We start from the raw sequence: 24,622 nt of genomic DNA, 5'->3' as shown, positions 1-24,622 counted from the left end.
TCCTGCTGACGGGGATGGTGGCCACTTGGGCGCCGACCGTCTCGCAGGCTGCGGACGGTGCGAATGTCGCCCTCCAGTCCGAAGGTGGATTGGCCACGGCCAGCGGAACCTAGGTCGCCGACGGCAGGTGGCCCGTGGCCGCGGCCAACGACGGCGACACCAGCACGAGGTGGTCCTCCAACCACTCCGACACCGCCTGGATCCAGGTCGAGCTCGCCGAGGCAACCGTCATCGACCACGTGAACATCGTCTGGGAGGCCGCCTGCGCCGCCCGGTACAAGCTGCAGGTCTTGGCCGACGGGGAGACGTTCGTCGATGCCACCGCCGAAATCCAGCCGGTTTGCGACACCACCGACACCCAGAACCTGAACGATGAGACCACGGGTGCCGCCTGGAAGTTCGTGCGCATGCAGGGACTCGACCGCACCCCGATCGGTGGCTCGAAGTGGGGCATCTCACTGTTCGAGCTCGAGGTCTGGGACGGACCCGAGCCCGTGGTGGCACCTGCGACCGAGCTGCCGCTCGTGCCCCTGCCGCGTCAGGTCGTGGAGACCGGCGGCGAGCCGTTCGTGCTCCACGCCGACACCCGCCTGGAGGCAACCGGCGACGCCGTCGCCGTGGCCGAACAACTGGCGGAGCGCTTCCGCACCTCGACCGGTTTCGCACTGCCCGTCGTGGCGGACGCACCCACCAACTCCATCCGGCTCGTCATCGACGAGGCCTACCAGAGCCCGGACGGCCCCAGCCCCGACGAGGCCTACAGCCTGGACGTCACCGCTGACGGCGCCGTGATCACGGCCCCCGCCGCCCACGGCCTGTTCAACGGCACCACGACCCTTCGCCAGCTGTTCCCGGCGATGATCGAGTCCGACACCCCGGTCAACGCCACGTGGAGCGCCCCCGCCGTCGAGATCGAGGACGCTCCCCGGTTCGTGCACCGCGGCGTCCAGCTCGACCCGGCGCGCTCGTTCATCGAGGTCGACGAGGTCAAGGCCATCATCGACACCCTCGCGTCCTTCAAGCAGTCCCGCCTGCACTTCCACCTGGCCGACGACCAGGGCTGGCGCATCGAGATCACCAACGAGGGCAAGGCCGAGGGCGACCCGGTGGACTACACCAGGCTGACCGAGATCTCCGGCCAGTCGGCAATGCTCTCGCACGGCAACGCCTACAAGTCCGAACTCGGCCGCACCGGCTACTACACGCAGGATGAGTACAAGGAGATCGTCGCCTACGCCGCCGAGCGCTTCGTGACGCTGATCCCCGAGATCGACGTGCCCGGCCACACCAAGGCCATGCTGCACGCGATCCCGGAACTGAACTCCGAGGGCACGGCGCCCGCAACCACCGTCTACGGCACCACCATGGAGCAGAACGACGGCGACGTCGGCGAGTCCACCCTCGACGTGGACAACCCGCAGACCTGGGTGTCCCTGCGCCACATCTTCGGCCAGCTCGCCGCGATCACCCCCGGCGAGTACATCCACATCGGTGGGGACGAGGCACACGTGACCCCCCACGAGAGCTTCGTCTCGTTCGTGGAGCAGAGCGTCGCGCTGGTGCGCGACCTCGGCAAGAAGCCCATCGGCTGGACCGAGATCTCCTACTCCGGAAAGCTCAGCGAGGGTGACGTCATCCAGTACTGGATCGGTGACCTCAGCCACGTCGCCAACGCCGTCTCGCAGGGTGCGAAGGTCATCGCCTCCCGTGCCAACGCCGCCTACCTGGACATGAAGTACCACCCCAAGACTCCCATCGGGCTCACCTGGGCCGGCCAGGGCGATCTGGACCACTACTACAACTGGGACCCTGCCGACGTCGTCCCCAACGCCGACGAGGCCGACATCCTCGGTCCCGAGGCGCCCCTGTGGTCCGAGACCCACCGCGGCGGTGACCAGAACGAGTTCCTGATCTTCCCCCGTGCCATCTCGCACGCCGAGGTTGGCTGGACGCCGCGCGCCCAGCGCGACGTCGGTGAGTACCTGGACCGGATGGCCGGCATCGGGCCCCGACTTGCCGTCATGGGCAGCAACTTCTACGACGGGAACCGGGTCGAGTGGGAGACCGACGCCGCCGGTGCCGACGCGCAGGCCGGTACGGGCTCCTCGGCCCGCATCGAGGTCGCACACGTGGTCGCCCCCGGGACGAAGGTCTCCGAGGACGGCACCGCGATCGCAGTGGACTCGGTCGACGACGCCGACAGCGCCAGCCGCTCGGCCCTCGCGGCACCGCTGACGGCAACGATCGACTTCGGGGACGGCTCTGCACCCGTGGCCGGCACGTTCACCACGGACGCGCCGCGCACACCGGTGGCCGCAGCCGGGCTGTACCGGATCGGTGCCGAGCACTCCTACGCAGCGGCAGGCAGCCACGAAGTCACCGTCACCCTCTCCGACGGGCGCGTCCTGACCGCCACCGTCGTGGCCTCAGGTGACTACGAGGCCCCGGCGCAGCCGGTGTTCGAGGAGTGCGTGGCGCCCAGCATGGAACTGGCCGCCACCACCATGCGCGACGACTCCCGCGTGGCCGTGAGCCTCGCGGGCCTGGAGCCCAACGCCTACGTCGACGTCCTGTGGGACGGTGACAAGGTGGGAACCCTGCGCACCGACGCCGAGGGCAACGCCTTCCACAGCCACTACGCGCCGTACCAGACGGTGAAGGGAGACCACCTCCTGCGCGTCCAGGACTCGCTCGGCCGCTTCGTGGAGAAGGTCATCACGGTCGAATCGCAGACGCTCGCACCGTCGGGCCGCCTGCTGACCGGCATCGAGGCTGCGGTCTCGTCCGATGCCACCAATGAGCCCGAGCCCAACGGCGTGGCCGACGCCCTGGTCGACGGCAACCACGCAACCTACTGGCACTCCCAGTGGGCGGCTCCCGCACCGGACTACCCCCACTGGATGACGTTCGACCTGGGCGAGGATCACGAGGTGAGCGCGATCGTGATCGTGCCCCGCCAGGACAGCCCGAACGGACGTTTCGAGACGTTCGACGTCGAGACCAGCGAGGACGGCGAGAACTGGACCTCCCTGTCCGCGGGCGTGACGATCCCGACGGGCGGCACCGAGGCGTTCCAGACCGAGGTCGAGGTCACGGCTCGCCACTTCCGGCTCACCGCCACAGCCCCGCACAACGACACCCACGTGTTCGCCACTGCGGCCGAGGTCGAGTTCTGGGGCCTCCTCCCCGGGGAGGAGCAGCCGGAGGTCGAGCCGGTGGTTCCGGAGGTCTGGGCGCCCGCCGAGGGCTGCGTCGTCGAGCCCACTCCGGAGCCGAGTGAGGAGCCGAACGAGGAGCCCACCGCTGAACCCACCGTTACCGTCACGGTCACGCCGGGCGGCGACGGGCAGCATTGGGACGCCTCCGACGTCTACACGACGCCGGGCTACCATGACGTGAACGGACGCAAGTGGCACACCGCCTGTGAGCCGTACTCACGGACGTTCCGCTGCTTCACCGACATCTGGTCGACGCAGGTCAGCTACGACGACGGTGTCTTCACGCAGAGCACCGGTTGGAACTTCAACAACCTGACGTACCTGCCCTCACCGAAGTCCCTGTGGGCGTCGAACCCGCTGGGGAACCCCGGGGCGTGGGAGGCGGCCGACGGTCGCAAGTGGCGCACCGAGTGCAACACTCCTGCCACCGGCAACAACGGTTGCCGCAGCTACATCTGGGTGGAGAACCTCGGTGCCGGATTCCAGAACCCCGACGGGTCCTGGAGCTACGGCCTCGTGGACCGGTGGGTCTTCAACAACATTGTGAAGTTCCGCTGACAGGAGCACTGAAGAGGGCCGCCCGGGGAATCTCCCGGGCGGCCCTCTTGGTTGTCCAGTGTGTGAGGCGGTTCAAGCGTCCTTGGTGGGTCCACCGAACATGATCTCGTCCCAGCTGGGAATCTTCGCGCGGCGCCGCTTGCCCTTCGGCTTCGGCGACTCCTGCAGGCTCTCCTCAGGTGCCTCCACCAGTGCGTCCTGCTCGGGCTCCAGGACCGTCTGGCCGTCGGCGGGGACATCGGGTGCGGCGGGGGAGACCTGGGCGCCCTGGGGCTCGTGGGGGCCCGCTGGTGACCCTTCGGGGGCCGACTTGGTGTCCGCCTCGTCGGCCTGTGCCGTCGGAGCGTTGTGGACGGGTTCTCCCTCCTCGTCGAGCCCGACGTAGATGCGCACCGAGTCCTCGCTGATGCCGCTCATCATGTCGTAGAGGTCGTCGAGCTCGGAGGTGGCGTCCGAATCATAGGAGGTGTCGGGGCGCGGTACGTCGTCGCCCGGCACGTCAGGCGTGTCCTGGGTGGCGCGCACGAGGGCCAACTCGTCCTGGAAGTCCACGGTGTTCTCGTTGTCCGGGGTCTCGAGTCCGGGCAGCTGTTCGCCGATCATCCAACGTGCGTCGGCGTTCGCGGCGACGTTGAAGCGTCCCTTGGGGTCGAAGAGGAACTCGGCGCTGCGTGAGGCAGCCTCGTCCTCGTCCTCGATGCGGCCGACGAGCGCCCAGCGCCTGTCCGGCATCCGCCAGGAGTCCCAGACCACGTCGTCCGCGTCGATGCCGCGTGCCCGGAGCCGTTCGGTGATGATGTCGCCGAGCTTGCGGTGCCCGGTGCCGTCACCGCGGCGACGGACCGTCGCGGCGAGCGCCGTGCGGGTCATGTGCTCCCGCTCGGCGAGGACCGGGCCCGCGAATCCCTCGATGCGCTCGACGTCCACACCGGCTTCCTCGGCCACGTCGGTCACCGAGGCGCCGCCGCGGATCCTGGCCTGGATCTCCCGTGGGCTGAGTGCACTGTCCATTGGCTCTCCTGTACTCCTGTTGGCTGACAACCTATCAGCGTGTCACAAGCCCCTGTGGGCACGGCGCGAGCGGTTCTTCGCCAATCTTGTCTCCGCTGTGTACCATGTCGCCGTTACCCGTCGGCTGGGTCCGACATTCGCAGTGCGCAGGGAAAGGACCTGAACATGGCCACTGATTATGACGCCCCTCGCAAGACCGACGAGGAGCTCTCCGAGGACTCCATCGAGGAATTGAAGACTCGGCGCAACGACAAGAACTCCGGAAAAGTGGACGAGGACGAGGTCGAGGCGGCCGAATCCTTCGAGCTCCCCGGTGCCGACCTCTCCCACGAGGAGCTCACCGTCAAGGTGCTGCCGCGACAGGCGAACGAGTTCACCTGTGCCTCGTGCTTCCTGGTGAAGTCCCAGAGCCAGCTCGCGGAGACGAAGGACGGTCTCCCGTACTGCGTCGACTGCGTCTGAGCCCTACTTCTTCTTCAGATCCAGCTTGTTGGTGAGACCGCCCGGCGCCCGGTGGCCCATGTTCTTGAGCCACCGGCGCTGGACGAAGCGGTTCATGACGAGCTGTGAGATCCCGACCCCGAGCCCGCTCGCGATCGCCCATGACACGGCGGGCGCCAGCGGCGTTTCGGGGTCGTTCGGGTCCGGCGGCTCGTCGCCGGTGGCCGCTTCCCACGCCTTGGTGACCAGCTTCTGGGAGATGACCAGGGTGGCGGCCCCCAGGACGCCGGCGTAGATCTTCCAGAAGACCTTCTCGGACAATGCCATGGTGTTCCTCTCGCGTTGGCTGACTTGAGTTCATTATGGTGCACGCGGCGGGCTAGATTGGGACCCGTGGCTTATCAAGAACGTCTACGCGTGCCCTGGGTGTGGTGGCTGCTCCTGGTGGTCCTGGTCGTGAGCCTCGCGGCCGCGGTCCTGGCCTACGTCCCGATCGAGCTCGGGGGCGTCGTCGTCGGCCTGATCGCGGTGGCACTCGGGGTGGTCCTGTTCTCCTACGGCCACGCAGCCGTGCGCGTGGCCGGGGACACCCTGTGGGTCGGGCGGTACAGGCTGGAGGGGGAGTGGATCGACTCCGCCGAGGCACTGCACGGCGAGGACGCTGCGACTGCCGTCGGTGTCGGTGCCGACCAGCGGGACTTCCTCCACACCCGCCCCTACGTCAAGGACCTGGTCCGGGTGAAGCTGGCGGATCCGGCAGACCCCCACCCGCACTGGCTCGTGAGCTCGCGTCGCGCCACCGACCTGGCCGCAGCCATCACCGACATCGCGAAGGGACAGCGGTGAACATCCCAGTCGTCCTCGACTCGCCCGAACAGCTCCCCACCTACGCCCGCGCGGGCGATGCGGGCGCGGACCTGCGCTCCACGCAGGACATCACCATCGCACCCGGCGAACGTGCCCTGGTGGGCACCGGGGTGCGGGTCGCGCTGCCCGAGGGGCACGTCGGCCTGGTCACGCCCCGTTCGGGGCTCGCCGCCCGTACCGGGCTGAGCATCGTCAACGCGCCGGGGGTCATCGACTCCGGCTACCGCGGCGAGGTGCTGGTGTGCCTCGTCAACCTGGACCCCCGGCATCCCGTCGAGGTGTCCGCGGGGGACCGCATCGCGCAACTGCTCGTGATGCCCTTCGTCACCGCCAGTTTCACGCCTGTGCATGATCTGGACGAGACGGAGCGCGGCTCGGGTGGTTATGGTTCAACAGGTGTGGGTCACCAGATCCATGAACTGCCAGGGAGGCCAAACAAGTGATTTTCGGACGCAAGCGCAACGATGCCGCTGACGAGGAGCCCCGCGAGGACCTCGAGGTGGTCGACGAGGTCCTCGAGGAGGAGGATCCACTCGACGTCCCAGAGGCCGGCACGCAGGACGCGCAGGCCTCCGCCGGTGAGGAGCTCACCGAGGAGGCCGCGGCCGGCGAGGGCTCCGGCGCCAACCCCGAGGCGGGCAAGTGGCAGGAGTGGGACGCCGCCTTCGACCGCGACTGGGGACCCTTCGACATCGAGGAGGTGGACCTCGAGGCGGACGACACCAAGCGCCTGGACCTCGGGACCATCGTGGTCACCCCCTTCGACAACATGAAGATGCAGCTGCAGGTGGACAAGTCCAAGCAGAAGGTGCAGGCCATCCTCGTGGCCGACGGCGCCTCCGCCATCGAGGTGGCAGCGTTCGCCGGACCGATGCGCACCTCGCTGCTGCCCGAGATCCGCGACGAGATCATCTCCGCCACCGAGCGGGAGAAGGGCAAGGTGCAGGTGGTTCGCGGACCGTTCGGTGCCGAGCTGCGCCGCCGCCTGCCGGTCACCGACCCGAAGGGCAACGCCGCGATCCACGTCTCCCGCACCTGGCTCGTCAGCGGGCCCGGATGGGTGCTGCGCGGTGTGCTGATGGGCCGGGCGGCCCTCGAGCCCGACAACGAGGAGGCGCAGCTGACCCTGTTCGAGTTCTTCAGCAACCTCGTGGTGCGACGCGGTACCAGCCCAGCTGCCCCGGGCAGCCTGCTGGCCATGACCGTGCCCACCGGGGAGAAGCAACCGGAGCAGTGATGCCTGAACGTCCCAGGAAGCCCCGCCGGTCGCTGGGCTCCCGGATTCGTCGAATCCTCTCCACCGCCGAGGAGCTCGAGGCGGAGGACCAGCAGGAGCGCGCCCGCGAGAGCGGCGCCCAACAGATCTCGGAGGCGGTTCCGCGTTCGGTCGTGAAGCTGCGCGGGACCATCTCGGCCATGACGGCGCAACCGGACTCCGGCTGGCTGGAGGCCGAACTGAGCGACGGGTCCGGCACGGTGAAGCTCGTCTGGATGGGCCACCGCCGGCTGGACTGCGTGGTACCCGGCACCGAGATTCTCGTCTCCGGCCGGCTGGCCGGTGACCAGTCCGGCAAGGTCATCTACAACCCGGACTTCGAGGTGCTCCTCTAGCGTCCGGGGTGCTCCGGGGGTGAGTCCTCGAACATGGTGGCCAACTCGGCCTGGGACTCCTGGCCCACGATGAACAACATCTCGTCCTCGCCCTCGAGCGCGCCGTCGGCCTCGGGGACGATGGGGACGCCGTCGCGGATCATCGCGACCAGAACCACGTCGGCGGGGAGCTCGAGGTCGCGAACGCGGCGCCCGACGAAGGGGCTGGTGGCGGGGAGCCGGATCTCCGAGAGGCTCGTGGTGGAGCGGTTGAACGTGAACAGCCGCACCAGCTCACCCGTGGAAACCGCCTCCTCGACCAGGGCGGACATGATGCGCGGGGTGGACACTGCGACGTCGACCCCCCAGACCTCGTCGAACATCCACTCGTTGCCGGGATGGTTCACGCGGCCGACGGTGCGCGGCACCCCGAACTCGGTCTTCGCCAGCAGCGAGTGCACGAGGTTGGCCTTGTCGTCGCCAGTGGCTGCGATGGCTACGTCACAGTTCTCGATCTCGGCGTTCTCGAGGCTCTCGAGCTCGCAGGCGTCTGCCTGGAACCACTCGGCGCCGGGCACTGAGTCGGGCTTGATGGAGTGCGGGTCCTTGTCGATGAGCAGGACCTGGTGGCCGTTCGAGATGAGCTCACGGGCGATGGAACGTCCGACGTTCCCGGCCCCGGCGATTGCGACGCGCATGGGTCCTCCTACTGGTGCTTCGCCGGTGGGACGGCGAAGACGGTCTCGATGTCCGAGGTGCGCTCGGTCTCGCACCCGACGAAGATGGTGTCGCCGTCCTGGTAGACGGTCTCGCTGTCGGGAACCATCCCCTTGCCCATCCTGCAGATGAACGGGATCGGGGCATGCGCCGCCGCGGAGAGGTCCCGGACCCGTTTGCCGACCCAGCCGCTGTGGACGAACACCTGGATCAGGCGGACCTCTCCGGACGCGTCGCGCCAAACCGGCTCGCTGCCCTCGGGCAGGAGCCTGCGCAGTACCTGGCCGACGGTCCAGCGGACGGTGGCCACCGTCGGGATGCCCAACCGCTCGTAGACGGTGGCGCGGCCCTGGTCGTAGATGCGCGCGACGACGTTGTCGATCGAGTAGCCGTCGCGCACGACGCGGGCGGCGAGGATGTTGGAGTTGTCGCCGCTGGAGACTGCCGCGAAACCGTCGGCGTTGCGGATCCCCGCAGCCTCGAGCACCTCACGGTCGAAGCCGACCCCCTTGACGGTGATGCCCTGGAAGTCCGGCCCGAGTCGACGGAAGGCCTCCACGTCGACGTCGATGACCGCGACGCTGTGCCCGCGCTTCTCCATGCCGCGGGCCAGCATGGCGCCCACGCGCCCGCAGCCCATGATGACGATGTGCACGAAACCGCCTCCTTCCAGCCCGGCGAGGGGCTGTGCTCATCCTATCCAGCACCGGACTCCTCGTGCTCGGTGCAGCGGGTCTACCGTGTGCAGGTGAAGATCCTGTCCGGACTCAAGCGTCTGGTGGTGGGGAGACGGCTCCCCAACGAACGGCTGGGGGAGACCCTCCTGCCCAAGCGCCTCGCGCTTCCCGTGTTCGCCTCGGACGCCCTGAGCTCCGTCGCGTACGCACCCGACGAGATCCTCATCACCCTCTCCCTGGCCGGGATGGCGGGCTACCTGTTCTCGTGGCAGATCGGGGTCGCGGTGGCCGTGGTGGTCGCAGTCGTGGTCTGGTCCTACCGCCAGACCGTGCACGCCTACCCCTCCGGGGGCGGTGACTACGAGGTGGCGGCCGCCAACCTCGGACGCCCGGCCAGCCTGACCGTGGCGTCGGCCCTGATGGTGGACTACGTCCTGACCGTCGCGGTGTCGGTCTCGGCGGGTGTGATCAACGCGAAGGCGATGTTTGGCTGGATCGACGGGCACGAGGTGGTCATCGCGGTGGGGGTCATCCTCGTGCTGACCGTGATGAACCTGCGCGGGGTGCGGGAGTCGGGTGCGTTCTTCGCGTTGCCCACCTACGTGTTCATGGCCTCTATGCTCCTGATGATCGGCATCGGGCTGTTCCGGATCGTGGTCCTCGGGCAGGAGTTGCGAAGCGAGACCGCCCACCTGGTCGTCGTCGCGCCGGAGGGGGCGCGGGAGGCGGTCGGGTGGGCCCTGGTGGCAGTGATCGCCCGGGCGTTCTCCTCCGGGTGCGCCGCCCTGACGGGCGTCGAGGCCATCAGCAACGGCGTCCCGGCCTTCCGGGAGCCGAAGAGCCGACACGCCGCCACCGTGCTCGGGATGCTCGGGGTGATTGCCGTCGTGATGGTGCTGGGGATCATGGCGCTGGCGAACCTCACCAAGGTGCACCTGATCGACGAACTGACCGGGGCACACTACGTTGACCCCGAGGGCGGGACCATCCACGCGGCCGCGGTGACGGTGATCGGACAGCTCTCGCGCGTCGTCTTCGGCGACTGGCTGATGCCCGCGTTCTACGTCGTGGTCACCGCCACCATGTTGATCCTGTTCCTGGCGGCCAACACCGCCTTCAACGGCTTCCCGAGCCTGGCCAACATTCTGGCCAGGGACGGCTTCCTGCCCAAGCAGCTGCACTCCCGGGGCGACCGGCTGGCGTTCTCCAACGGCATCGTGAGCCTCGCCGTCACCGCGATCGTCCTGGTCTGGGTCTTCGACGCCTCCGTCACCGCACTCATCCAGCTCTACGTGGTGGGGGTGTTCATCTCCTTCACGATCGGCCAGACGGGCATGGTGAGGCACTGGAACCGGGCACTCGTCGGGGAGACCGATCGTGCGTTGCGACGCCGCATGCTCCGTTCCCGCGCAGTCAATGCCGTCGGCGCGGCGATGACCGGAGTGGTGCTGCTGGTGGTGCTGGTGTCCAAGTTCACCCACGGGGCGTGGATGGCACTCGTGGCCATGGCCGCGATGTACACGCTGATGACGCTGATCAGTCGCCACTACCGCAGCGTCGCCGAGGAGGTGGCACTGCGCGAGGACTCCGACCGTGCGCTGCCGAGCCGGGTGCGGGCGGTCGTGCTCGTCCAGGAGGTGAACCTGCCGACGGCGAAGGCGATCAACTTCGCCAAGGCAAGCCACAGCAACAGCCTGAGCGCGGTGGTCGTCGCGGTGGACCCTGACGCCACCCGGCAACTGGTGCAGGAGTGGGGGTCGGAGGACTTCGGCATCCCCCTCACCGTGGTGGCCTCGCCGTACCGGGAGATCACCGGCCCGTTCATCAAGTACGTCTCCGAGCTGCGCACGTCCAACCCGCGCGACGTGGTGGCGGTCTACATCCCGGAGTACGTCGTGGGCCACTGGGGGGAGGCGATCCTGCACAACCAGACCGCGCTGTTCATCCGTACCCGGCTGCACTTCATGGCAGGCGTGATGGTCATCAGCGTCCCCTACCAACTCCGGTCGTCCACCTCCGCGCGGGAACGCGCCCGCAGGGCCTCGCGCCCGCGGATGGGGTCGCGGAAGGAGTGAGCGGGTACGCTGCCGGGGCGAGGCTCGGAACTGGGAGGTGGGGCGTGGGCGCCGTGGAACTGGAACTCGAGCGCGTCGCGCACGGCGGCAGCGTCGTCGGCCGCGTGGGCGAGAAGGTTGTCTTCGTCACCGGCGGCCTTCCGGGTGAGTTGGTGCGCGCGGAGGTCACGTCCACCTCCAAGCGGTTCGACCGTGCACGGGTGGTGGAGGTCCTCAGGCCCGCCCCTGGCCGGGTGGTGCCCCCCTGCCCGATCGCCGACGAGTGCGGCGGGTGCGACTGGCAGCACGCGTCCGGGGAGACGCAGCTGGAGCTGAAGACCGCCGTCGTGGCGGAGTTGCTGCAGCGGATGGCGGGGATCGAGTGGACCGGCCGGGTGCAGTCCGTCGGCGTGGCCACGGGGTCCCGGTCACGGATGCGCTACGGCGTGGCGCCCGACGGCTCGGTGGGCCTGCGCGGACGCCGCAGCCGGGAGATCGTCCCGCTCCCGCCGGTCGGCTGCATGGTTGCCGCTCCCGGTCCGGACGTCTCGGAACTGCGTCGGCTGGCCCGCGGCGCCCAGGAACTCGAGGTGGCCAACGCCGACGGCGCGGTGACGGTGCTCGCCGACGGTCGTCCCAGGGTCGGTGGCCGGACGGTCACCCAGCGCGTCCGCGACCGGGAGTACACCGTCTCGGCGAACGGGTTCTGGCAGGTGCACCCCGCCGCCGCGGAGCTGCTGACCGGTGCGGTGCTGGCCGGCCTGGCGCCCGAGCCGGGGGAGAGCGCACTGGACCTGTACTGCGGCGTCGGGCTGTTCGCGGGCGCCCTGGTGGATGCGGGCTGCGACGTGCTGGGGATCGAGCTCAGCCGCGACGCGATCGCCCACGCCAGGCGGAACGTGCCCGAGGCCGAGTTCATCGCCGCGCCTCTCGCGCGCGCACTGGACCGATTCCCGACCCACGCGGACCTGGTGGTCCTGGACCCGCCCCGCAAGGGTGCTGGCGCAGACGTCGTCGCCCGGGTGGCCGCGCTGGGGGCGCGTGCCGTGGCCTACGTGGCCTGCGACCCGGCCGCCCTCGCGCGGGACCTCGCCACCTTCGCGGGGCTCGGGTACTCGGCGGTCCGCATTGACGCCTGGGACCTGTTCCCCATGACCCACCACGTGGAGTGCGTGGCGATCCTGCAGCGCTGAGGGACTTGTCCCCCTAGACTCTTGACAAAGTTTGAAACGGCAGTCGGGAAATGATATCTTGACGTCAAGACAATTCAGAGGAGAGCGATGAGCGTCAACAGCTTCGGGGCCAAGTCAAACCTGGAGGTCAACGGCACCTCCTATGAGATCTTCCGGTTGGACGCGGTCCCCGGTCACGAGAAGCTGCCCTTCAGCCTGAAGGTGCTCCTCGAGAACCTGCTCCGCACCGAGGATGGCCAGAACATCACGGCCGATGACATCAAGGCACTCGGATCCTGGGACGCGACGGGCGACTCCGACCACGAGATCCAGTTCACCCCCGCCCGCGTGATCATGCAGGACTTCACCGGTGTGCCCTGCGTGGTCGACCTCGCCACCATGCGCGAGGCCATGGTCGACCTCGGCGGCGACCCGGCCAAGATCAACCCGCTCTCGCCCGCCGAGATGGTGATCGACCACTCGGTCATCACCGAGGTCTTCGGCATCGCCGGCGCCTTCGAGGCCAACGTGGACATCGAGTACCAGCGCAACCGCGAGCGCTACCAGTTCCTCCGCTGGGGCCAGACCGCCTTCGACGACTTCAAGGTCGTTCCCCCGGGCACCGGCATCGTCCACCAGGTCAACATCGAGAACCTGGCCCGCGTGATCTTCCCGCGCACCGTCGACGGCGTGCTCCAGGCGTACCCTGACACCTGCGTCGGCACGGACTCCCACACCACGATGGTCAACGGCTTGGGCGTCGTCGGCTGGGGCGTGGGTGGCATCGAGGCCGAGGCCGCCATGCTGGGCCAGCCCGTGTCGATGTTGATCCCGCGCGTGGTGGGCTTCAAGCTCACCGGCAAGCTCCCCGAGGGCACCACCGCGACCGACCTCGTTCTCACCATCACCGAGATGCTGCGCGAGCACAAGGTCGTCGGCAAGTTCGTCGAGTTCTACGGCGAGGGCGTCACCGAGGTGCCGCTGGCCAACCGCGCCACGATCGGCAACATGAGCCCCGAGTACGGCTCCACGATCGCCATCTTCCCGATCGACGACAAGACCATCGACTACATGCGTCTCACCGGTCGCGAGGAGGACCAGTTGGCCCTCGTGGAGGCCTACGCCAAGGAGCAGGGCCTGTGGCACGACCCCGCGGTCGAGCCGGTCTACTCCGAGTACATCGAGCTCGACCTGTCCACCATCGTGCCCTCCATCGCGGGCCCAAAGCGTCCCCAGGACCGCATCCGGCTCGACGAGTCGCGCGTGGCGTTCCGTGAGGCCGTCGCTGCGTTCGTCGGCGAGCCCGGTCACCACGACACCGAGTACAGCGGCTACGACGCCGCCGTCGAGGGCAGCATGGTCGCATCCGATCCCACCGGCCCGGACTCGCACCTGGTCGACGAGTCGCCGGCCCCGGCGGACCAGGGCCACTCCGGCCTGAAGCGTCGCGTGCGCAAGCTGGTGCCAGTCGAACTGCCCGACGGCTCCGAGTTCGAGCTGGACCACGGCGCGGTCACCATCGCCTCGATCACCTCCTGCACGAACACCTCCAACCCGAGCGTCATGCTCGGCGCGGCGCTGGTTGCGAAGAAGGCCGTCGAGAAGGGGCTGAACCGCAAGCCGTGGGTCAAGACCTCGCTGGCACCCGGGTCCCAGGTGGTCACTGACTACTACGAGAAGGCCGGCCTCACCAAGTACCTCGATGCCATCGGCTTCAACCTCGTCGGCTACGGCTGCACCACCTGCATCGGCAACTCCGGTCCGCTGATCCCGCAGGTCTCCAAGGCCATCAACGACCACGACCTCGCGGTCTCCGCGGTGCTCTCGGGCAACCGCAACTTCGAGGGTCGCATCAACCCCGACGTCAAGATGAACTACCTCGCCTCGCCGATGCTCGTCATCGTCTACGCGCTGGCCGGGACCATGGACATCGACCTGTTCAACGACCCGATCGGCCAGGACCAGGACGGCAACGACGTCTTCATGCGCGACATCTGGCCCACCCAGGCCGAGATCGAGGAGGTCGTCGGGTCCTCCATAAACGCGGACATGTTCACCGAGCGCTACGCCGACGTCTTCCGCGGCGACGAGCGCTGGCGCGGCCTGCCCACGCCGGAGGGCAAGACCTTCGAGTGGGAGGACGACTCCACCTACGTCCGCAAGCCCCCGTACTTCGAGGGCATGCCGGCCAAGCCGGAGCCGGTCGCCGACATCGAGGGCGCCCGCGTGCTGCTGAAGCTCGGCGACTCGGTCACGACGGACCACATCTCGCCGGCAGGTGCCATCAAGGCGGACTCCCCGGCGGGCAAGTACCTCACCGAGAACGGTGTGGACCGCAAGGACTTCAACTCCTACGGCTCGCGCCGTGGCAACCACGAGGTCATGATCCGCGGCACGTTCGCCAACATCCGCCTGCGCAACCAGCTCGCACCGGGGACCGAGGGTGGCTTCACGCGTGACTTCACGCAGGCCGACGGCCCCGTCAACACCGTCTACGACGCGTCGATCAACTACGCCGAACAGGGCACCCCGCTCGTCGTGCTGTCCGGCAAGGAGTACGGCTCCGGGTCCTCGCGCGACTGGGCCGCCAAGGGCACCTCGCTGCTCGGCGTCCGGGTCGTGATCGCCGAGAGCTACGAGCGCATCCACCGCTCGAACCTCATCGGCATGGGTGTCCTGCCCCTCCAGTTCCCGGAGGGCGAGACCGCAGACTCGCTGGGCCTCACCGGCGAGGAGACCTTCTCCTTCACCGGCATCACGGGGCTGAACGAGGGCCGCACCCCGAAGACTGTCAAGGTGGTCGCCACCAAGGGCGACGGCAGCGAGGTCTCCTTCGACGCCGTGGTCCGCATCGACACCCCCGGGGAGCGCAACTACTACCTCAACGGCGGCATCATGCAGTACGTGCTGCGCAACCTGGCAGCAGCCGCCTGAGAGCTGGCGGCGGGGCGTCCTCGGGGCGCGCCGCCGGCCCGGACGACCCGACACGCCGCGTGGGATCGGGGGAGGGGGAACATGCCCCCTCTGCCCGCATCCGCGCGGTGTGTCGCGTCGTGGAGGTCTTCTACACGACTCGCCGGGAGGACTGGACGGCGACGGGGGAGAGGGTGTCTAATCGAACACATGTTCGATGAAGACGAAGTGATACGGGTCTACGTCCCGCCAGGTTGGCCAGCCGCGGTGCGGCCGCCCGGCGCACCCGGCTGGCTGAAGACGGCGACGGCGTTCCTGCTGGACTGCTGCCCGCCTGAGTACCGCGGCTACCCGGTGGTGCTGCGCCACCCCGTGGTGCTGGCCAGGTTCGCGAAGGAGTTCGTCACCGGGCAGTTGGCTGCCACGCGCGGCAACCTGGCGGGCCTGCGACCGGACCTGGCGGGCGTCGTCGACACCTCGACGGCCGACGCCGTGGCCTCCGTGCTGCAGCAGGAGGAGGCCAGGCTCGTGCGGGTCGCGAGGGCGGTCTCGCTGGTGGAGCAGGCGCTGCGGGATGTGCGTTTCGTGCCCAAGCTGTGAGTGACGGCTGGAGGAAAGCCCTACTATGGAACGCATGTCCCTCCTCGACGACGTCCGCACGCCCAAGGACCTCCGAGCGCTCTCCAAGCGCCAGTTGGTCTTGTTGGCGGACGAGATCAGGAGCTTCCTCGTCACCAAGGTGAGCCGCACCGGCGGCCATCTCGGACCCAACCTCGGCGTGGTCGAACTTACGCTCGGACTGCACCGCGTGTTCGACTCCCCGAACGACCCGATCATCTTCGACACGGGCCACCAGAGCTACGTCCACAAGATCGTGACGGGCCGACGCGACGGCTTCGACGAGCTGCGGCAGTCCGGCGGCCTGTCCGGTTACCCGAGCCGCGCCGAGTCGGAGCACGACTGGGTCGAGAACTCGCACGCCTCCACGTCGCTGTCCTGGGGTGAGGGGCTCGCCAAGGGTTTCAAGCTCCGCGGTGAGGACCGCACCGTGGTCGTGGTGGTCGGCGACGGCGCCCTCACCGGCGGCATGGCCTGGGAGGCGCTGAACAACATCGCCATCCACGAGGACCTGAAGATCGTGATCGTCGTCAACGACAACGGCCGCTCCTACACCCCCACCGTGGGCGGTCTCGCCAAACACCTCGCGCACCTGCGCACCGACAAGCGCTACGAGCGCACCCTGAGTTTCATCAAGCGCCGCGTCACGGGCCTGCCGCTCATGGGCCAGACGCTCTACGACCTCCTGCACGGCGTCAAGACCGGCGTCAAGGACATCGTGGCGCCGCAGGGCATGTTCTCCGACCTCGGCATCAAGTACACCGGCCCCATCGACGGCCACGACATCACCGCGGTCATCTCCCACCTCGAGGCCGCACGCAGCTACGGCGGTCCGGTGATCGTGCACGCGATGACACGCAAGGGCAAGGGCTTCCGGGCGGCGGAGGAGAACGAGGAGGACCAGTTCCACGCCGTCGGCAAGATCAACGAGTTCACCGGCGAGCCGCTCTCGGCCTCCGTGCAGGCCACCTGGTCCGACGCATTCGCCGAGGCCATGGTGCAGATCGGCCGGCGACGCACCGACGTCGTGGCCATCACCGCCGCCATGCTCAACCCCACCGGCCTGGGCCGCTTCGCAGCCGCCTTCCCAGACCGCACGTTCGACGTCGGGATCGCCGAGCAGCACGCCGTCGTCTCGGCCGCCGGCCTCGCCGCAGCGGGGCTGCACCCCGTGGTGGCCCTCTACGCCACCTTCGTGAACCGTGCCTTCGACCAGGTCCTGATGGACGCGGGGCTGCACGAGAAGGGCGTCACCTTCGCCCTGGACCGCGCCGGAATCACTGGCACCGACGGCGCCAGCCACAACGGCATGTGGGACATCTCCCTGCTCGGGCTGGTGCCCGGACTGGAGATCGCCGCCCCGCGAGACCAGCTTCGTCTCGTCGACGCGCTGGACCGTGCGGTGACCGTCGACGACCGCCCCACCGTCGTGCGCTACTCGAAGGAGCGGCTCCCCGACGTGCTGCCGGCGGTTACGCAGCACGGCAGCGGACGCGACCAGGTGGACATCCTTCGCCTCGACCAGGAGCCGGAGGTCCTGGTGGTCGGCCACGGCCAGTTCGCCGGCATCGGCATGGAGGTGGCCGCCCGACTCTCGCGGCAGGGGATCTCGACGACCGTGGCGGACCCCCTGTGGTGCGTCCCCGTCAGCCCCGAGCTGGTGGCGTTGGCCAGAGGGCACCGGCTGGTGGTCAGCATCGAGGACAACCTGCTGCAGGGAGGCCTGGGCGAGCGCCTGCGCGGCGTGCTCGCCGCAGCCGCCGACGGCGCGGAGGTTCCCGTGATGGCCTTCGGCATCCAGCAGGAGTTCCTCGCGCACGGCTCCCGCGACGAGGTCCTGTCCCGGCTGGGGCTGGACGCCCGGGAGATCGCGCGCCAGGTGCTGGAGCGCGCACTGGGCCTCGAGGGCTCAGTCGGGGATGACCTCGTCGAGCAGGGGGCCGAGGAACTCGACCTGCCAGGGACGGGCGCCACGACGCAGCAGTGAGGCAGTCAGGTCCTGGTCCTCGCGGTGGTGGTAGACCACCTCCTGGAGCACCGCCGGCGGTGCGATCAGACTCGGCTGGAGGCTGATCTCGCAAGCCAGCTCGTCAACGGCCGGCCGGACGCGCGCCCACAACTCAGCCGCCTCTGGGTTGGTGCGGTCCCAGTTCTTGGGGTGGGGGATTCCCGTCGACGGCGTCCGCCGAGCCGGGTACTGGGACGCCCTCATCCCCGCGACCCGTTCGAGTGCCCTGACCCAGTTGGTCCGGTAGCGCTGCGCCCCACGATGGCGGAAGCCGCCGATCTCGGAGACCTCCGCGGCGCCGGGGATCGGCGCGTCGCCCTTGGCGCGGGTGGCGATCTCGAGGATCGCCGAGTCATGCAGGATGCGGCCGGGCGGCCGATCGCGGTCCCGGGCGATCTGGTCGCGCTCGAGCCACAGCTCCCTGGCGATGGCGAGTTGCTTGGAGGTGCGCAGGGACGTGATCCCACTGAGGCGGCGCCACGGGTCCTGCCGAGGCTCCGGCTCACGGCTGAACTGCTCAAGAGTGGCGGCGAACTCCTGCTCGGCCCACTCGATTCGGCCCATCGACTCGAGTTCCGCACGCACCACCTCGGCGAGCTCCAGCAAGTAGTCCACGTCCAGCGCGGCGTAGATCAGCCAGTCCTCCGGCAAGGGGCGAGTGGCCCAGTTCTGCGCCGAGTGCGCCTTGCGCAGCGCGATCCCGAGCTTGGTCTGGAGGAGGGCGCCGAGGCTCACCGACGGCTCACTCAGCAGCCTGCCGCCCAACTCGGTGTCGAAGAGCCGCGCAGGCCGGATGCCCACCTCCCGCATGCAGGGGAGGTCCTGGCTGGCAGCGTGCACCACCCAGGTGGAGTCACCGCACACCTCGACGAGTTCGTCGAGCTCGGCCGGGCCGCCCTCCTCGAACGCGACGGGGTCGATCAGCCACGTGCCCGCACCCTCCCGACGGATCTGCAGCAGGTAGGCCTTGGGCCAGTAGCGGTGCCCGTGGGCGCGCTCCGCGTCGAATGCGACCGGGCCAGTGCCCTGCTCGAGCACATTGAGGCACTCGTCGTACATCGCCCACGTGTTCACCACCGGGCGCAGCGGCTCGCGGGACCGCTCCACGTAACCGCTCACGAGCGCCCCGGGAACTGCACGACGCCGGGCGGCAATGGTGGCCGACCGCCCACATGGCCGAGGAGGTCCTGCCAGGCGAAGAGGTGGCCGGTGAGTGGTTCCTTGTCGTCCAGCACGGGCGTCCAGGACGAGCGGATCTCGACGTCGGCCTGGTCCGCGGCGTCGCCCATCTCGCCGAAGCTCTTGCCGTAGGAGGCCGTGACCGTTCCGGCCAGCGCGGCGTAGCGGGCGCGGTGGAGCTCGAGCGCGTCGGTCATCCACGACCACGCCACCTCGGGCAGCAGCGGGTCGGCGACCATCTCGAGGTCGACCTCGGCTCTCGCGAAGGACACGACGCGGAAGGTGCCGTGCCACGCGTCGTTGCCAGCCGGGTCGTGCAGCAGGATCAGCCGGCCGGAGGAGACCTGCTCCTCGCCCTCGGTGAACTCAGCCGACAGCGCGACGGAGTGGGGCGCGATGCGTTGGGGGGAGCCGATCTCCTCGACGGTGATCCCCTTGCGCCAGGTCATGGCAGCCACTTCCGCCACGGCCCTCCGGAAGGCTGCGGGCGTGGTGCTTGAACGAGTTTCGGCCACGCAGGAACACTATTGCGCCGGACCGACATTGCCGGTGTGGCGCGCCGCACGGCGCCCTACTGGGACTTCGGCGTGAGCGTGAGGCTCACGGAGTTGATGCAGTAGCGCAGGTCCGTGGGGGTGTCGTAGCCCTCGCCCTCGAACACGTGTCCGAGGTGACCGTCGCAGGCGGCGCAGCGGACCTCCACGCGGGGACGCCCGGGGATCGAGGTGTCCTTCAGGTAGCGCACCCGGTCCTCGGCCAGCGGCTCGAAGAAGCTCGGCCACCCGCAGTGCGAGCTGAACTTCTGGTCGCTGCGGAACAGCTCGGTGCCGCAGCCGCGGCACGCGTAGGAGCCCTCGGTGATGGTGTCGGTGTACTCGCCGACGAAGGGACGCTCCGTGCCGCCCTCGCGCAGGACGTGGTACTCCAGCGCGCTCAACTGCTCGCGCCAGCTGGAATCCGGCTTGCTGATGGGGGCGATGTGGTCAGTGCTCTCGGTGGACATGAATCCCTCCTTCTCCGCCCAGTCTATGCGGCCCGTCAGGAGGTGTGACTACGCTTCCTCCCATGGCGAAGACAGAAGCTGTGGAGATCGACGTCGACGGCCGCGCGGTGCGCCTGTCCAGCCCCGACAAGCTCTACTTCCCCGAACTCGGGCTGACCAAGCGGGACGTTGCCGAGTACGTGATCGCGGTCGGCGAGGGCATGCTCGCGGCGCTGCAGGACCGTCCCACCACCATGGAGCGCTGGCCGGGCGGGGTCGTGGAGGGGGCGGTGGTCTCCACGGGGCGCGGCAGCTGGGGCGATGCCTTCTACCAGAAGCGCACCCCCAAGGGCGCCCCGGACTGGGTCCAGCGCGCCACCATCACCTTCCCCTCCGGCCGTGTGGCCGAAACCGTCGCGCCCGCCGACGTCGCCACCCTGGTGTGGATGGTGAACCTGGGCACCCTGCGGTTCCACGCGTGGCCGGTGCGGGCATCCGACCCCGACGCGGTCGACCAACTCCGGATCGACCTGGACCCGCAGCCGGGAACGGACTTCGCCGACGCCGCGACAGCTGCGCTGGAGCTGCGCCAGGTGCTGGCCGAGGCCGGCCTCGAGGGGTTCCCCAAGACCAGTGGGGGTCGCGGCCTGCACGTGTTCGTACCCGTCTCACCGCTGGACTTCATCGACGCGCGGCACGCCACAATCGCGATCGGCCGGGAGCTGGCCCGTCGCATGCCGGACGCGGTGACCGTGAACTGGTGGAAGGAGGAGCGCGGGGAGCGGATCTTCGTCGACTTCAACCAGATGGCGCGGGACCGGCTGATGGCGTCTGCCTACTCGATCCGGCCGGTGCCGCAGGCCAGGGTCTCGGCGCCGCTGGACTGGGACGAGGTCCCCGACGTGTCACCCGAGGACTTCACGGTGCCCACCATGCTGGAACGGTTCGCGGAGCGCGGTGACGTCTGGGCGCCGTACCACGAGGCGGAACCGGGGGATCCCGGCGCAGTGCTCGAGTGGTACGAGCGGGACGTCGCCGATGGCGAGGGTGAGATGCCCTACCCGCCCGAGTACCCGAAGATGGAGGGCGAACCCCCGAGGGTGCAGCCGTCGCGGGCGAGGAAGCCCGCAGCCGACGACGAGTGAGTCAGTCCTCGTCGACGTCCTCGAACGGCTCCGCGTCCAACAGGTCCATGGCCGCGAACGCGTAGCGGGCCAGTACCAGTTCCACGAGGCGTGCGTCGTCGGTGATCGGGTCCCCGACTGCGATGGCCCCGGCACGCAGGGCGGCGTCCTTGTGGGCGCGGTAGAGGGGCCCGGAACTCAGGAACAGTGACCCGACCGCGATGTGGCGGCGGCCCTGTGCGCGGAGGGCACTGATCGCGGTGCCGCTGGCCCTGCCGGACGCGTCCCCGACGGCGAGCTGGACCGGAAGCTTGTGGTGCGTCGACCACTGCCGGGCGCGACGGGCGAGCAGGGACGTGCCGCGCACGTCGCCGCCCTCCGGCGCGGCCAGGACCAGGGCGTCGATCTCGACCGCATTGACGCGGTGCAGTGCCTCTCGGACCTTGTCGTCCAATACGTTCAGGAGTTCGGTTGCGGGACCGATCGGGCGCGCGATGACCACGTGCACGTTGCGGTTGATCCGCTCGACGGCGTCCCTGGCCTGGCTGACCACGGGGGAGTGGTCGGCCGCCGAGACGAGGTCGAGCGGGACGAGGGCGATCTCTGTGGTGCCGTTGCCGGCAAGCTGCTCCACGACCTCGATCACGCCGACGCCACCGACCTTCGCGGGTCCGAGGAGGCCCAGGCTCACGTCGAGATCGGGACGCAGGGCACGCAGCTTGGCGACGATGGAGTTGAGGGCCCTGCCCACCGAGGGGTCTTCGTCGCCGAGAGCCACGAGCACGATTGCGGGTGCTGCCACAGACTGCCTCCTCCCCGGATCGGTCCTGCTCCTCAAGACTTCTGTCCCACATCTTGGGACGTGGCGGAAGAATGCGCAACCTCGCGCGCAGAATCCGCCTGCAAAGCAGAAACCCCCGGCACTTCCTGCCGGGGGCTTCAGCACTGCGGTGGGCGATGGCGGTTTCGAACCGCCGACCTCTTCGGTGTGAACGAAGCGCGCTACCACTGCGCCAATCGCCCGTGCGGCTACAAAACTTAGCGCACCTCCACCCGAAAACCCAAGTCGGCACTGCGACAGTTCACCGACGGCGTCCCGAGAGGTCGCGACGGCCGCGGTTCCGAGCACCTCCCGAGGGTGGTTCCGAGTCCTGCAAGAGCCCTCTCCAGGGCCGATTTGGCATGCGTCGAAGGGCTGCGCTAGAGTTTTCCTCGCGCCGGAAACGGCCCCTGGCTGATAGGCTGGAGGTTCGCGAAAAGCGCATGCGGACGTGGCTCAGTTGGTAGAGCATCACCTTGCCAAGGTGAGGGTCGCGAGTTCGAATCTCGTCGTCCGCTCGGAGAATCCTCTCCCAGCTTCCCTGGTGGGGAGTTGAACCTCCACCGGGTGGAGTGGCCGAGAGGCGAGGCAACGGACTGCAAATCCGTGTACACGGGTTCAAATCCCGTCTCCACCTCGGGCGGTTGGCGCAGCGGTAGCGCGCTTCCCTGACACGGAAGAGGTCGCCAGTTCGATCCTGGCATCGCCCACCGAGAAACCCCTAGTCAAAGGGGGTTTCGAGGTACTTGAGAATCTGGCGTGAGAAACACTGCGCCAGTTACTGCGCCGGTTGCGAGGAATCGCGGCCGGCGCAGCGTCGTTCTCTGGGCGTTGCATCGTCACGGTTTCTCACCGGGAACGGGCAGGTCAATGACCGACCGAGCCGACACGGGAGACGATCCACATGCTCACACTCGCCAACGGCGCCCTGCGCCGTACCTGCCCACCCTCCTTCACACCACCAGGTCGCACCAGTTGCCACCAGACTCCACAAATGGGTGCAATGTGGAGGTTGCGGATGACTCCTGAGAGAGCTAGCCGCGTGGTGAGAGGAGGATTCGCGTTTGCCGCACACCCAGTGGGCATGACTGTTGACCGAGAGATCGTCCACCTCAACCAAGAAATGTCCGAGCTCGTCGAACGGATGGGATCCATCCAAGCTCGCCTCGCCGCCCTCGCATACCGCCGCAGCAGCGCCGACGGCCCCCAGCTGCTGTCCATCTCGAAGGCGGCCGCCAAGATCGGTGTCTCACCCGCCACGATGTACCGCATGGTCGATGCCGGCCAGGTCGACGTCATTGTCGCCGGATCAACGAGGAAGGTGTCCACTCGCTGGATCGAGGACTACGTCGCTGGCGTCGCCAAGACAGGCGAACGGCAATGAGCAGGCGTGCCGAGTACGGCGAGACGAGGATGACGCTGCGGGCCGACGGGTTGTGGCACGCGTACGTCTCCCTGGGAAACGACCCGATCACCGGTGAGCGCGTCAGGCCGCACCTGACATCGAAGACCAAGGCGGGGCTCCGGGACAGGATCACCCAGGTCAAACGAGACCACGAGATGGGGAAACTCGAAAACGGCGGCAGCATCCCCACCGAGCATTGGCTGCGGTACTGGCTCGGCATCATCGCCGCCAACCAGCGGGCCTCGACCTACGCCAGGAAGGAGTGGGCGGTGGTCAACTGGTGAGTATTCGAGGCTGACGGGGCCACTGGATATTGCCTCTGGGGGCCAGTGACATTGCGGTTGGGGGCCACCGGTGGCGCTGGTGGGGGCCGGGGGCCGTCCACCAGCGCCGGTCGGTCACTGGGTCGTGGCGGTGTGTTCTCTCATGTTGTGGTTGCCGGTGTCGATCCAGATGGTGTTGTGGACGATGCGGTCCATGATGGCGTCGGCGTGGACTCCGCCGCCGAGGCGGCTGTGCCAGTCCTTCTTCGCGTATTGGGTGCAGAAGACGGTGGAGGTGGTGTCGTCGCGGCGCTCGAGCAACTCCAGCAGCATGCTGCGCATGCTCTCGTCGGGTGGGTCGAGGAGCCACTCGTCGATCACGAGCAGGGTGAAGGCCGCGTATTTGCGGAGGAACTTCATCTGGCCCTGCGGTTTGTCCCGGGCCAGGTGCCAAGCTTCGGCGAGGTCGGGCATGCGGATGTAGTGGGCGCGGATCCGGTGCAGGCAGGCTTGTTTCGCCAGGGCGCAGCCGAGGTAGGACTTCCCGGAGCCGGTGAAGCCTTGGAACACGACGTTGTGGGATCGTTCGATGAACGAACACGTCGCCAACTGCGAGATGACACCCCGGTCGAGGCCTCGTTCCTCGACGAGGTCGAGACGGCGCAGATCAGCGGTGGGATAGCGCAGCCCCGCCCGGCGGATGAGACCGTCGACTTTGGAATGGGTGAAGGCTGAGTGTGCCTCGTCCACGATGATCCGGATCCGTTCCTCGAACCCGAGACCCAGCACCAGGGCCTCGTCCTGGGCTTGGAAGGCCTCCAGCAGCGGGGTGGCGCCCATCTCACGGAGTTTGCGTTTGGTCTCGATGTCCAAGCTGCTCATCGGCTGCTCGATTCTGCGTAGTAGTCGGCGCCGCGGACGTAGCCGCCGGCATCGGCGGGCTCTGGGATGGGTTGCTTGTCTTGCCCGGTGTCCAGGATCGGTCTGAGGTGGACGTAGCGAGGC

The 24,622-nt window shown here is 68.6% G+C and carries 23 protein-coding genes, 4 tRNA genes and 1 pseudogene; 18 read left to right on the top strand and 10 right to left on the bottom strand.

Annotation, left to right across the window (positions count from 1 at the left end):
* Positions 1-131 precede the first annotated feature (131 nt).
* Positions 132-413 (top strand): annotated as a pseudogene (locus tag FOJ82_RS16820) (discoidin domain-containing protein); the annotation flags it as partial.
* The gene (locus FOJ82_RS00135; RefSeq protein ID WP_281279925.1) at positions 408-3,776 is read left to right on the top strand and encodes a family 20 glycosylhydrolase; all 3,369 of its coding nucleotides are present in this window, start codon (positions 408-410) and stop codon (positions 3,774-3,776) included. The pseudogene FOJ82_RS16820 and the gene FOJ82_RS00135, both read left to right, overlap by 6 nt.
* 72 nt (positions 3,777-3,848) lie before the next feature.
* Here the strand turns inward: FOJ82_RS00135 and sepH are convergent, their stop codons facing one another.
* Positions 3,849-4,787, bottom strand: a complete 939-nt coding sequence (gene sepH, locus FOJ82_RS00130; protein ID WP_143936453.1) for a septation protein SepH — start codon at positions 4,785-4,787, stop codon at positions 3,849-3,851.
* A gap of 165 nt (positions 4,788-4,952) precedes the next feature.
* Here sepH and FOJ82_RS00125 point away from each other — a divergent pair, with 165 nt between their 5' ends.
* A complete protein-coding gene (locus FOJ82_RS00125; RefSeq protein WP_143936452.1) occupies positions 4,953-5,249 on the top strand; it encodes a DUF4193 domain-containing protein in 297 nt (98 codons plus the stop codon).
* A 3-nt stretch (positions 5,250-5,252) separates the two neighbouring features.
* Here FOJ82_RS00125 and FOJ82_RS00120 read toward each other — a convergent pair whose 3' ends face one another.
* The gene (locus FOJ82_RS00120; RefSeq protein ID WP_143936451.1) at positions 5,253-5,555 is read right to left on the bottom strand and encodes a DUF4235 domain-containing protein; all 303 of its coding nucleotides are present in this window, start codon (positions 5,553-5,555) and stop codon (positions 5,253-5,255) included.
* 66 nt (positions 5,556-5,621) lie between these two features.
* Here FOJ82_RS00120 and FOJ82_RS00115 point away from each other — a divergent pair, with 66 nt between their 5' ends.
* The 4 genes from FOJ82_RS00115 to FOJ82_RS00100 are packed head-to-tail and all read left to right on the top strand — an operon-like array spanning position 5,622 to position 7,706.
* Positions 5,622-6,074: a DUF3093 domain-containing protein gene (locus FOJ82_RS00115; RefSeq protein ID WP_185975551.1), complete on the top strand. Its 453-nt coding sequence runs from the start codon at positions 5,622-5,624 to the stop codon at positions 6,072-6,074.
* Positions 6,071-6,538, top strand: a complete 468-nt coding sequence (gene dut / locus FOJ82_RS00110) for a dUTP diphosphatase (RefSeq protein ID WP_143936449.1) — start codon at positions 6,071-6,073, stop codon at positions 6,536-6,538. Before FOJ82_RS00115 ends, dut begins: the two co-directional genes overlap by 4 nt.
* The gene (locus tag FOJ82_RS00105) at positions 6,535-7,332 is read left to right on the top strand and encodes a DUF3710 domain-containing protein (RefSeq protein ID WP_143936448.1); all 798 of its coding nucleotides are present in this window, start codon (positions 6,535-6,537) and stop codon (positions 7,330-7,332) included. The genes dut and FOJ82_RS00105 overlap by 4 nt, the downstream gene beginning before the upstream one ends.
* Positions 7,332-7,706, top strand: coding sequence for an OB-fold nucleic acid binding domain-containing protein (locus FOJ82_RS00100; RefSeq protein ID WP_143936447.1), 375 nt, complete (start codon positions 7,332-7,334; stop codon positions 7,704-7,706). Before FOJ82_RS00105 ends, FOJ82_RS00100 begins: the two co-directional genes overlap by 1 nt.
* Here the strand turns inward: FOJ82_RS00100 and FOJ82_RS00095 are convergent.
* Complete coding sequence (locus tag FOJ82_RS00095; RefSeq protein WP_143936446.1) at positions 7,703-8,383, bottom strand: potassium channel family protein; 681 nt, start codon at positions 8,381-8,383, stop codon at positions 7,703-7,705. The two genes, FOJ82_RS00100 and FOJ82_RS00095, sit on opposite strands and share 4 nt — an antisense overlap.
* Positions 8,384-8,391: 8 nt before the next feature.
* Positions 8,392-9,042, bottom strand: coding sequence for a potassium channel family protein (locus FOJ82_RS00090; RefSeq protein ID WP_143937339.1), 651 nt, complete (start codon positions 9,040-9,042; stop codon positions 8,392-8,394).
* 108 nt (positions 9,043-9,150) lie between these two features.
* Between FOJ82_RS00090 and FOJ82_RS00085 the strand changes: the two genes are divergently transcribed.
* From FOJ82_RS00085 to dxs, 5 genes are all read left to right on the top strand, one after another.
* Positions 9,151-11,154 carry an APC family permease gene (locus FOJ82_RS00085; protein WP_143936445.1) on the top strand — a complete coding sequence of 668 codons (2,004 nt, stop codon included), beginning with the start codon at positions 9,151-9,153 and terminating at the stop codon, positions 11,152-11,154.
* Between the two features lie 44 nt (positions 11,155-11,198).
* A complete protein-coding gene (locus FOJ82_RS00080) occupies positions 11,199-12,326 on the top strand; it encodes a class I SAM-dependent RNA methyltransferase (protein WP_143936444.1) in 1,128 nt (375 codons plus the stop codon).
* A gap of 87 nt (positions 12,327-12,413) precedes the next feature.
* Positions 12,414-15,239 carry an aconitate hydratase gene (locus FOJ82_RS00075; RefSeq protein WP_143936443.1) on the top strand — a complete coding sequence of 942 codons (2,826 nt, stop codon included), beginning with the start codon at positions 12,414-12,416 and terminating at the stop codon, positions 15,237-15,239.
* Between the two features lie 189 nt (positions 15,240-15,428).
* Complete coding sequence (locus FOJ82_RS00070; RefSeq protein WP_143936442.1) at positions 15,429-15,818, top strand: hypothetical protein; 390 nt, start codon at positions 15,429-15,431, stop codon at positions 15,816-15,818.
* 34 nt (positions 15,819-15,852) lie between these two features.
* Positions 15,853-17,823, top strand: coding sequence for a 1-deoxy-D-xylulose-5-phosphate synthase (gene dxs / locus FOJ82_RS00065; protein WP_143936441.1), 1,971 nt, complete (start codon positions 15,853-15,855; stop codon positions 17,821-17,823).
* Here the strand turns inward: dxs and FOJ82_RS00060 are convergent.
* From FOJ82_RS00060 to msrB, 3 genes are read right to left on the bottom strand one after another with little or no spacing between them, the layout of a single operon-like run.
* Positions 17,746-18,963 (bottom strand): HRDC domain-containing protein, encoded by a 1,218-nt coding sequence (locus FOJ82_RS00060; protein WP_143936440.1) that lies wholly within the window; start codon positions 18,961-18,963, stop codon positions 17,746-17,748. The two genes, dxs and FOJ82_RS00060, sit on opposite strands and share 78 nt — an antisense overlap.
* Complete coding sequence (locus tag FOJ82_RS00055) at positions 18,960-19,538, bottom strand: DUF3000 domain-containing protein (protein ID WP_246099649.1); 579 nt, start codon at positions 19,536-19,538, stop codon at positions 18,960-18,962. Before FOJ82_RS00055 ends, FOJ82_RS00060 begins: the two co-directional genes overlap by 4 nt.
* Positions 19,539-19,594: 56 nt before the next feature.
* Positions 19,595-20,026 (bottom strand): peptide-methionine (R)-S-oxide reductase MsrB, encoded by a 432-nt coding sequence (gene msrB / locus FOJ82_RS00050; RefSeq protein ID WP_143936439.1) that lies wholly within the window; start codon positions 20,024-20,026, stop codon positions 19,595-19,597.
* A 62-nt stretch (positions 20,027-20,088) separates the two neighbouring features.
* Between msrB and FOJ82_RS00045 the strand changes: the two genes are divergently transcribed.
* On the top strand, positions 20,089-21,150 hold the full coding sequence (locus FOJ82_RS00045) for a DNA polymerase domain-containing protein (RefSeq protein WP_143936438.1): 1,062 nt from the start codon (positions 20,089-20,091) through the stop codon (positions 21,148-21,150).
* 1 nt (position 21,151) lies between these two features.
* Here the strand turns inward: FOJ82_RS00045 and FOJ82_RS00040 are convergent, their stop codons facing one another.
* Complete coding sequence (locus tag FOJ82_RS00040; RefSeq protein WP_143936437.1) at positions 21,152-21,931, bottom strand: sirohydrochlorin chelatase; 780 nt, start codon at positions 21,929-21,931, stop codon at positions 21,152-21,154.
* Between the two features lie 149 nt (positions 21,932-22,080).
* Positions 22,081-22,152 (bottom strand) — tRNA-Val (locus FOJ82_RS00035).
* Between the two features lie 242 nt (positions 22,153-22,394).
* On the opposite strand from FOJ82_RS00035, the gene FOJ82_RS00030 reads away from it, so the two are divergent.
* The 5 genes from FOJ82_RS00030 (at position 22,395) to FOJ82_RS00010 (ending at position 23,638) form a co-directional block, all read left to right on the top strand.
* Positions 22,395-22,467 (top strand) — tRNA-Gly (locus FOJ82_RS00030).
* Between the two features lie 48 nt (positions 22,468-22,515).
* Positions 22,516-22,586 (top strand) — tRNA-Cys (locus FOJ82_RS00025).
* 1 nt (position 22,587) lies between these two features.
* Positions 22,588-22,659, top strand: a tRNA-Val gene (locus FOJ82_RS00020).
* 374 nt (positions 22,660-23,033) lie between these two features.
* Positions 23,034-23,333 carry a helix-turn-helix domain-containing protein gene (locus FOJ82_RS00015; protein ID WP_143936436.1) on the top strand — a complete coding sequence of 100 codons (300 nt, stop codon included), beginning with the start codon at positions 23,034-23,036 and terminating at the stop codon, positions 23,331-23,333.
* Positions 23,330-23,638 (top strand): hypothetical protein, encoded by a 309-nt coding sequence (locus FOJ82_RS00010; protein ID WP_143936435.1) that lies wholly within the window; start codon positions 23,330-23,332, stop codon positions 23,636-23,638. Before FOJ82_RS00015 ends, FOJ82_RS00010 begins: the two co-directional genes overlap by 4 nt.
* 114 nt (positions 23,639-23,752) lie before the next feature.
* Here the strand turns inward: FOJ82_RS00010 and FOJ82_RS00005 are convergent, their stop codons facing one another.
* The gene (locus tag FOJ82_RS00005) at positions 23,753-24,499 is read right to left on the bottom strand and encodes an ATP-binding protein (protein ID WP_143936434.1); all 747 of its coding nucleotides are present in this window, start codon (positions 24,497-24,499) and stop codon (positions 23,753-23,755) included.
* Between the last annotated feature and the right edge of the window lie 123 nt (positions 24,500-24,622).

Source organism: Tessaracoccus rhinocerotis, assembly GCF_007197885.1.
GTDB lineage: Bacteria > Actinomycetota > Actinomycetes > Propionibacteriales > Propionibacteriaceae > Arachnia > Arachnia rhinocerotis.
This window is presented reverse-complemented; position numbering and strand designations above follow the sequence as displayed.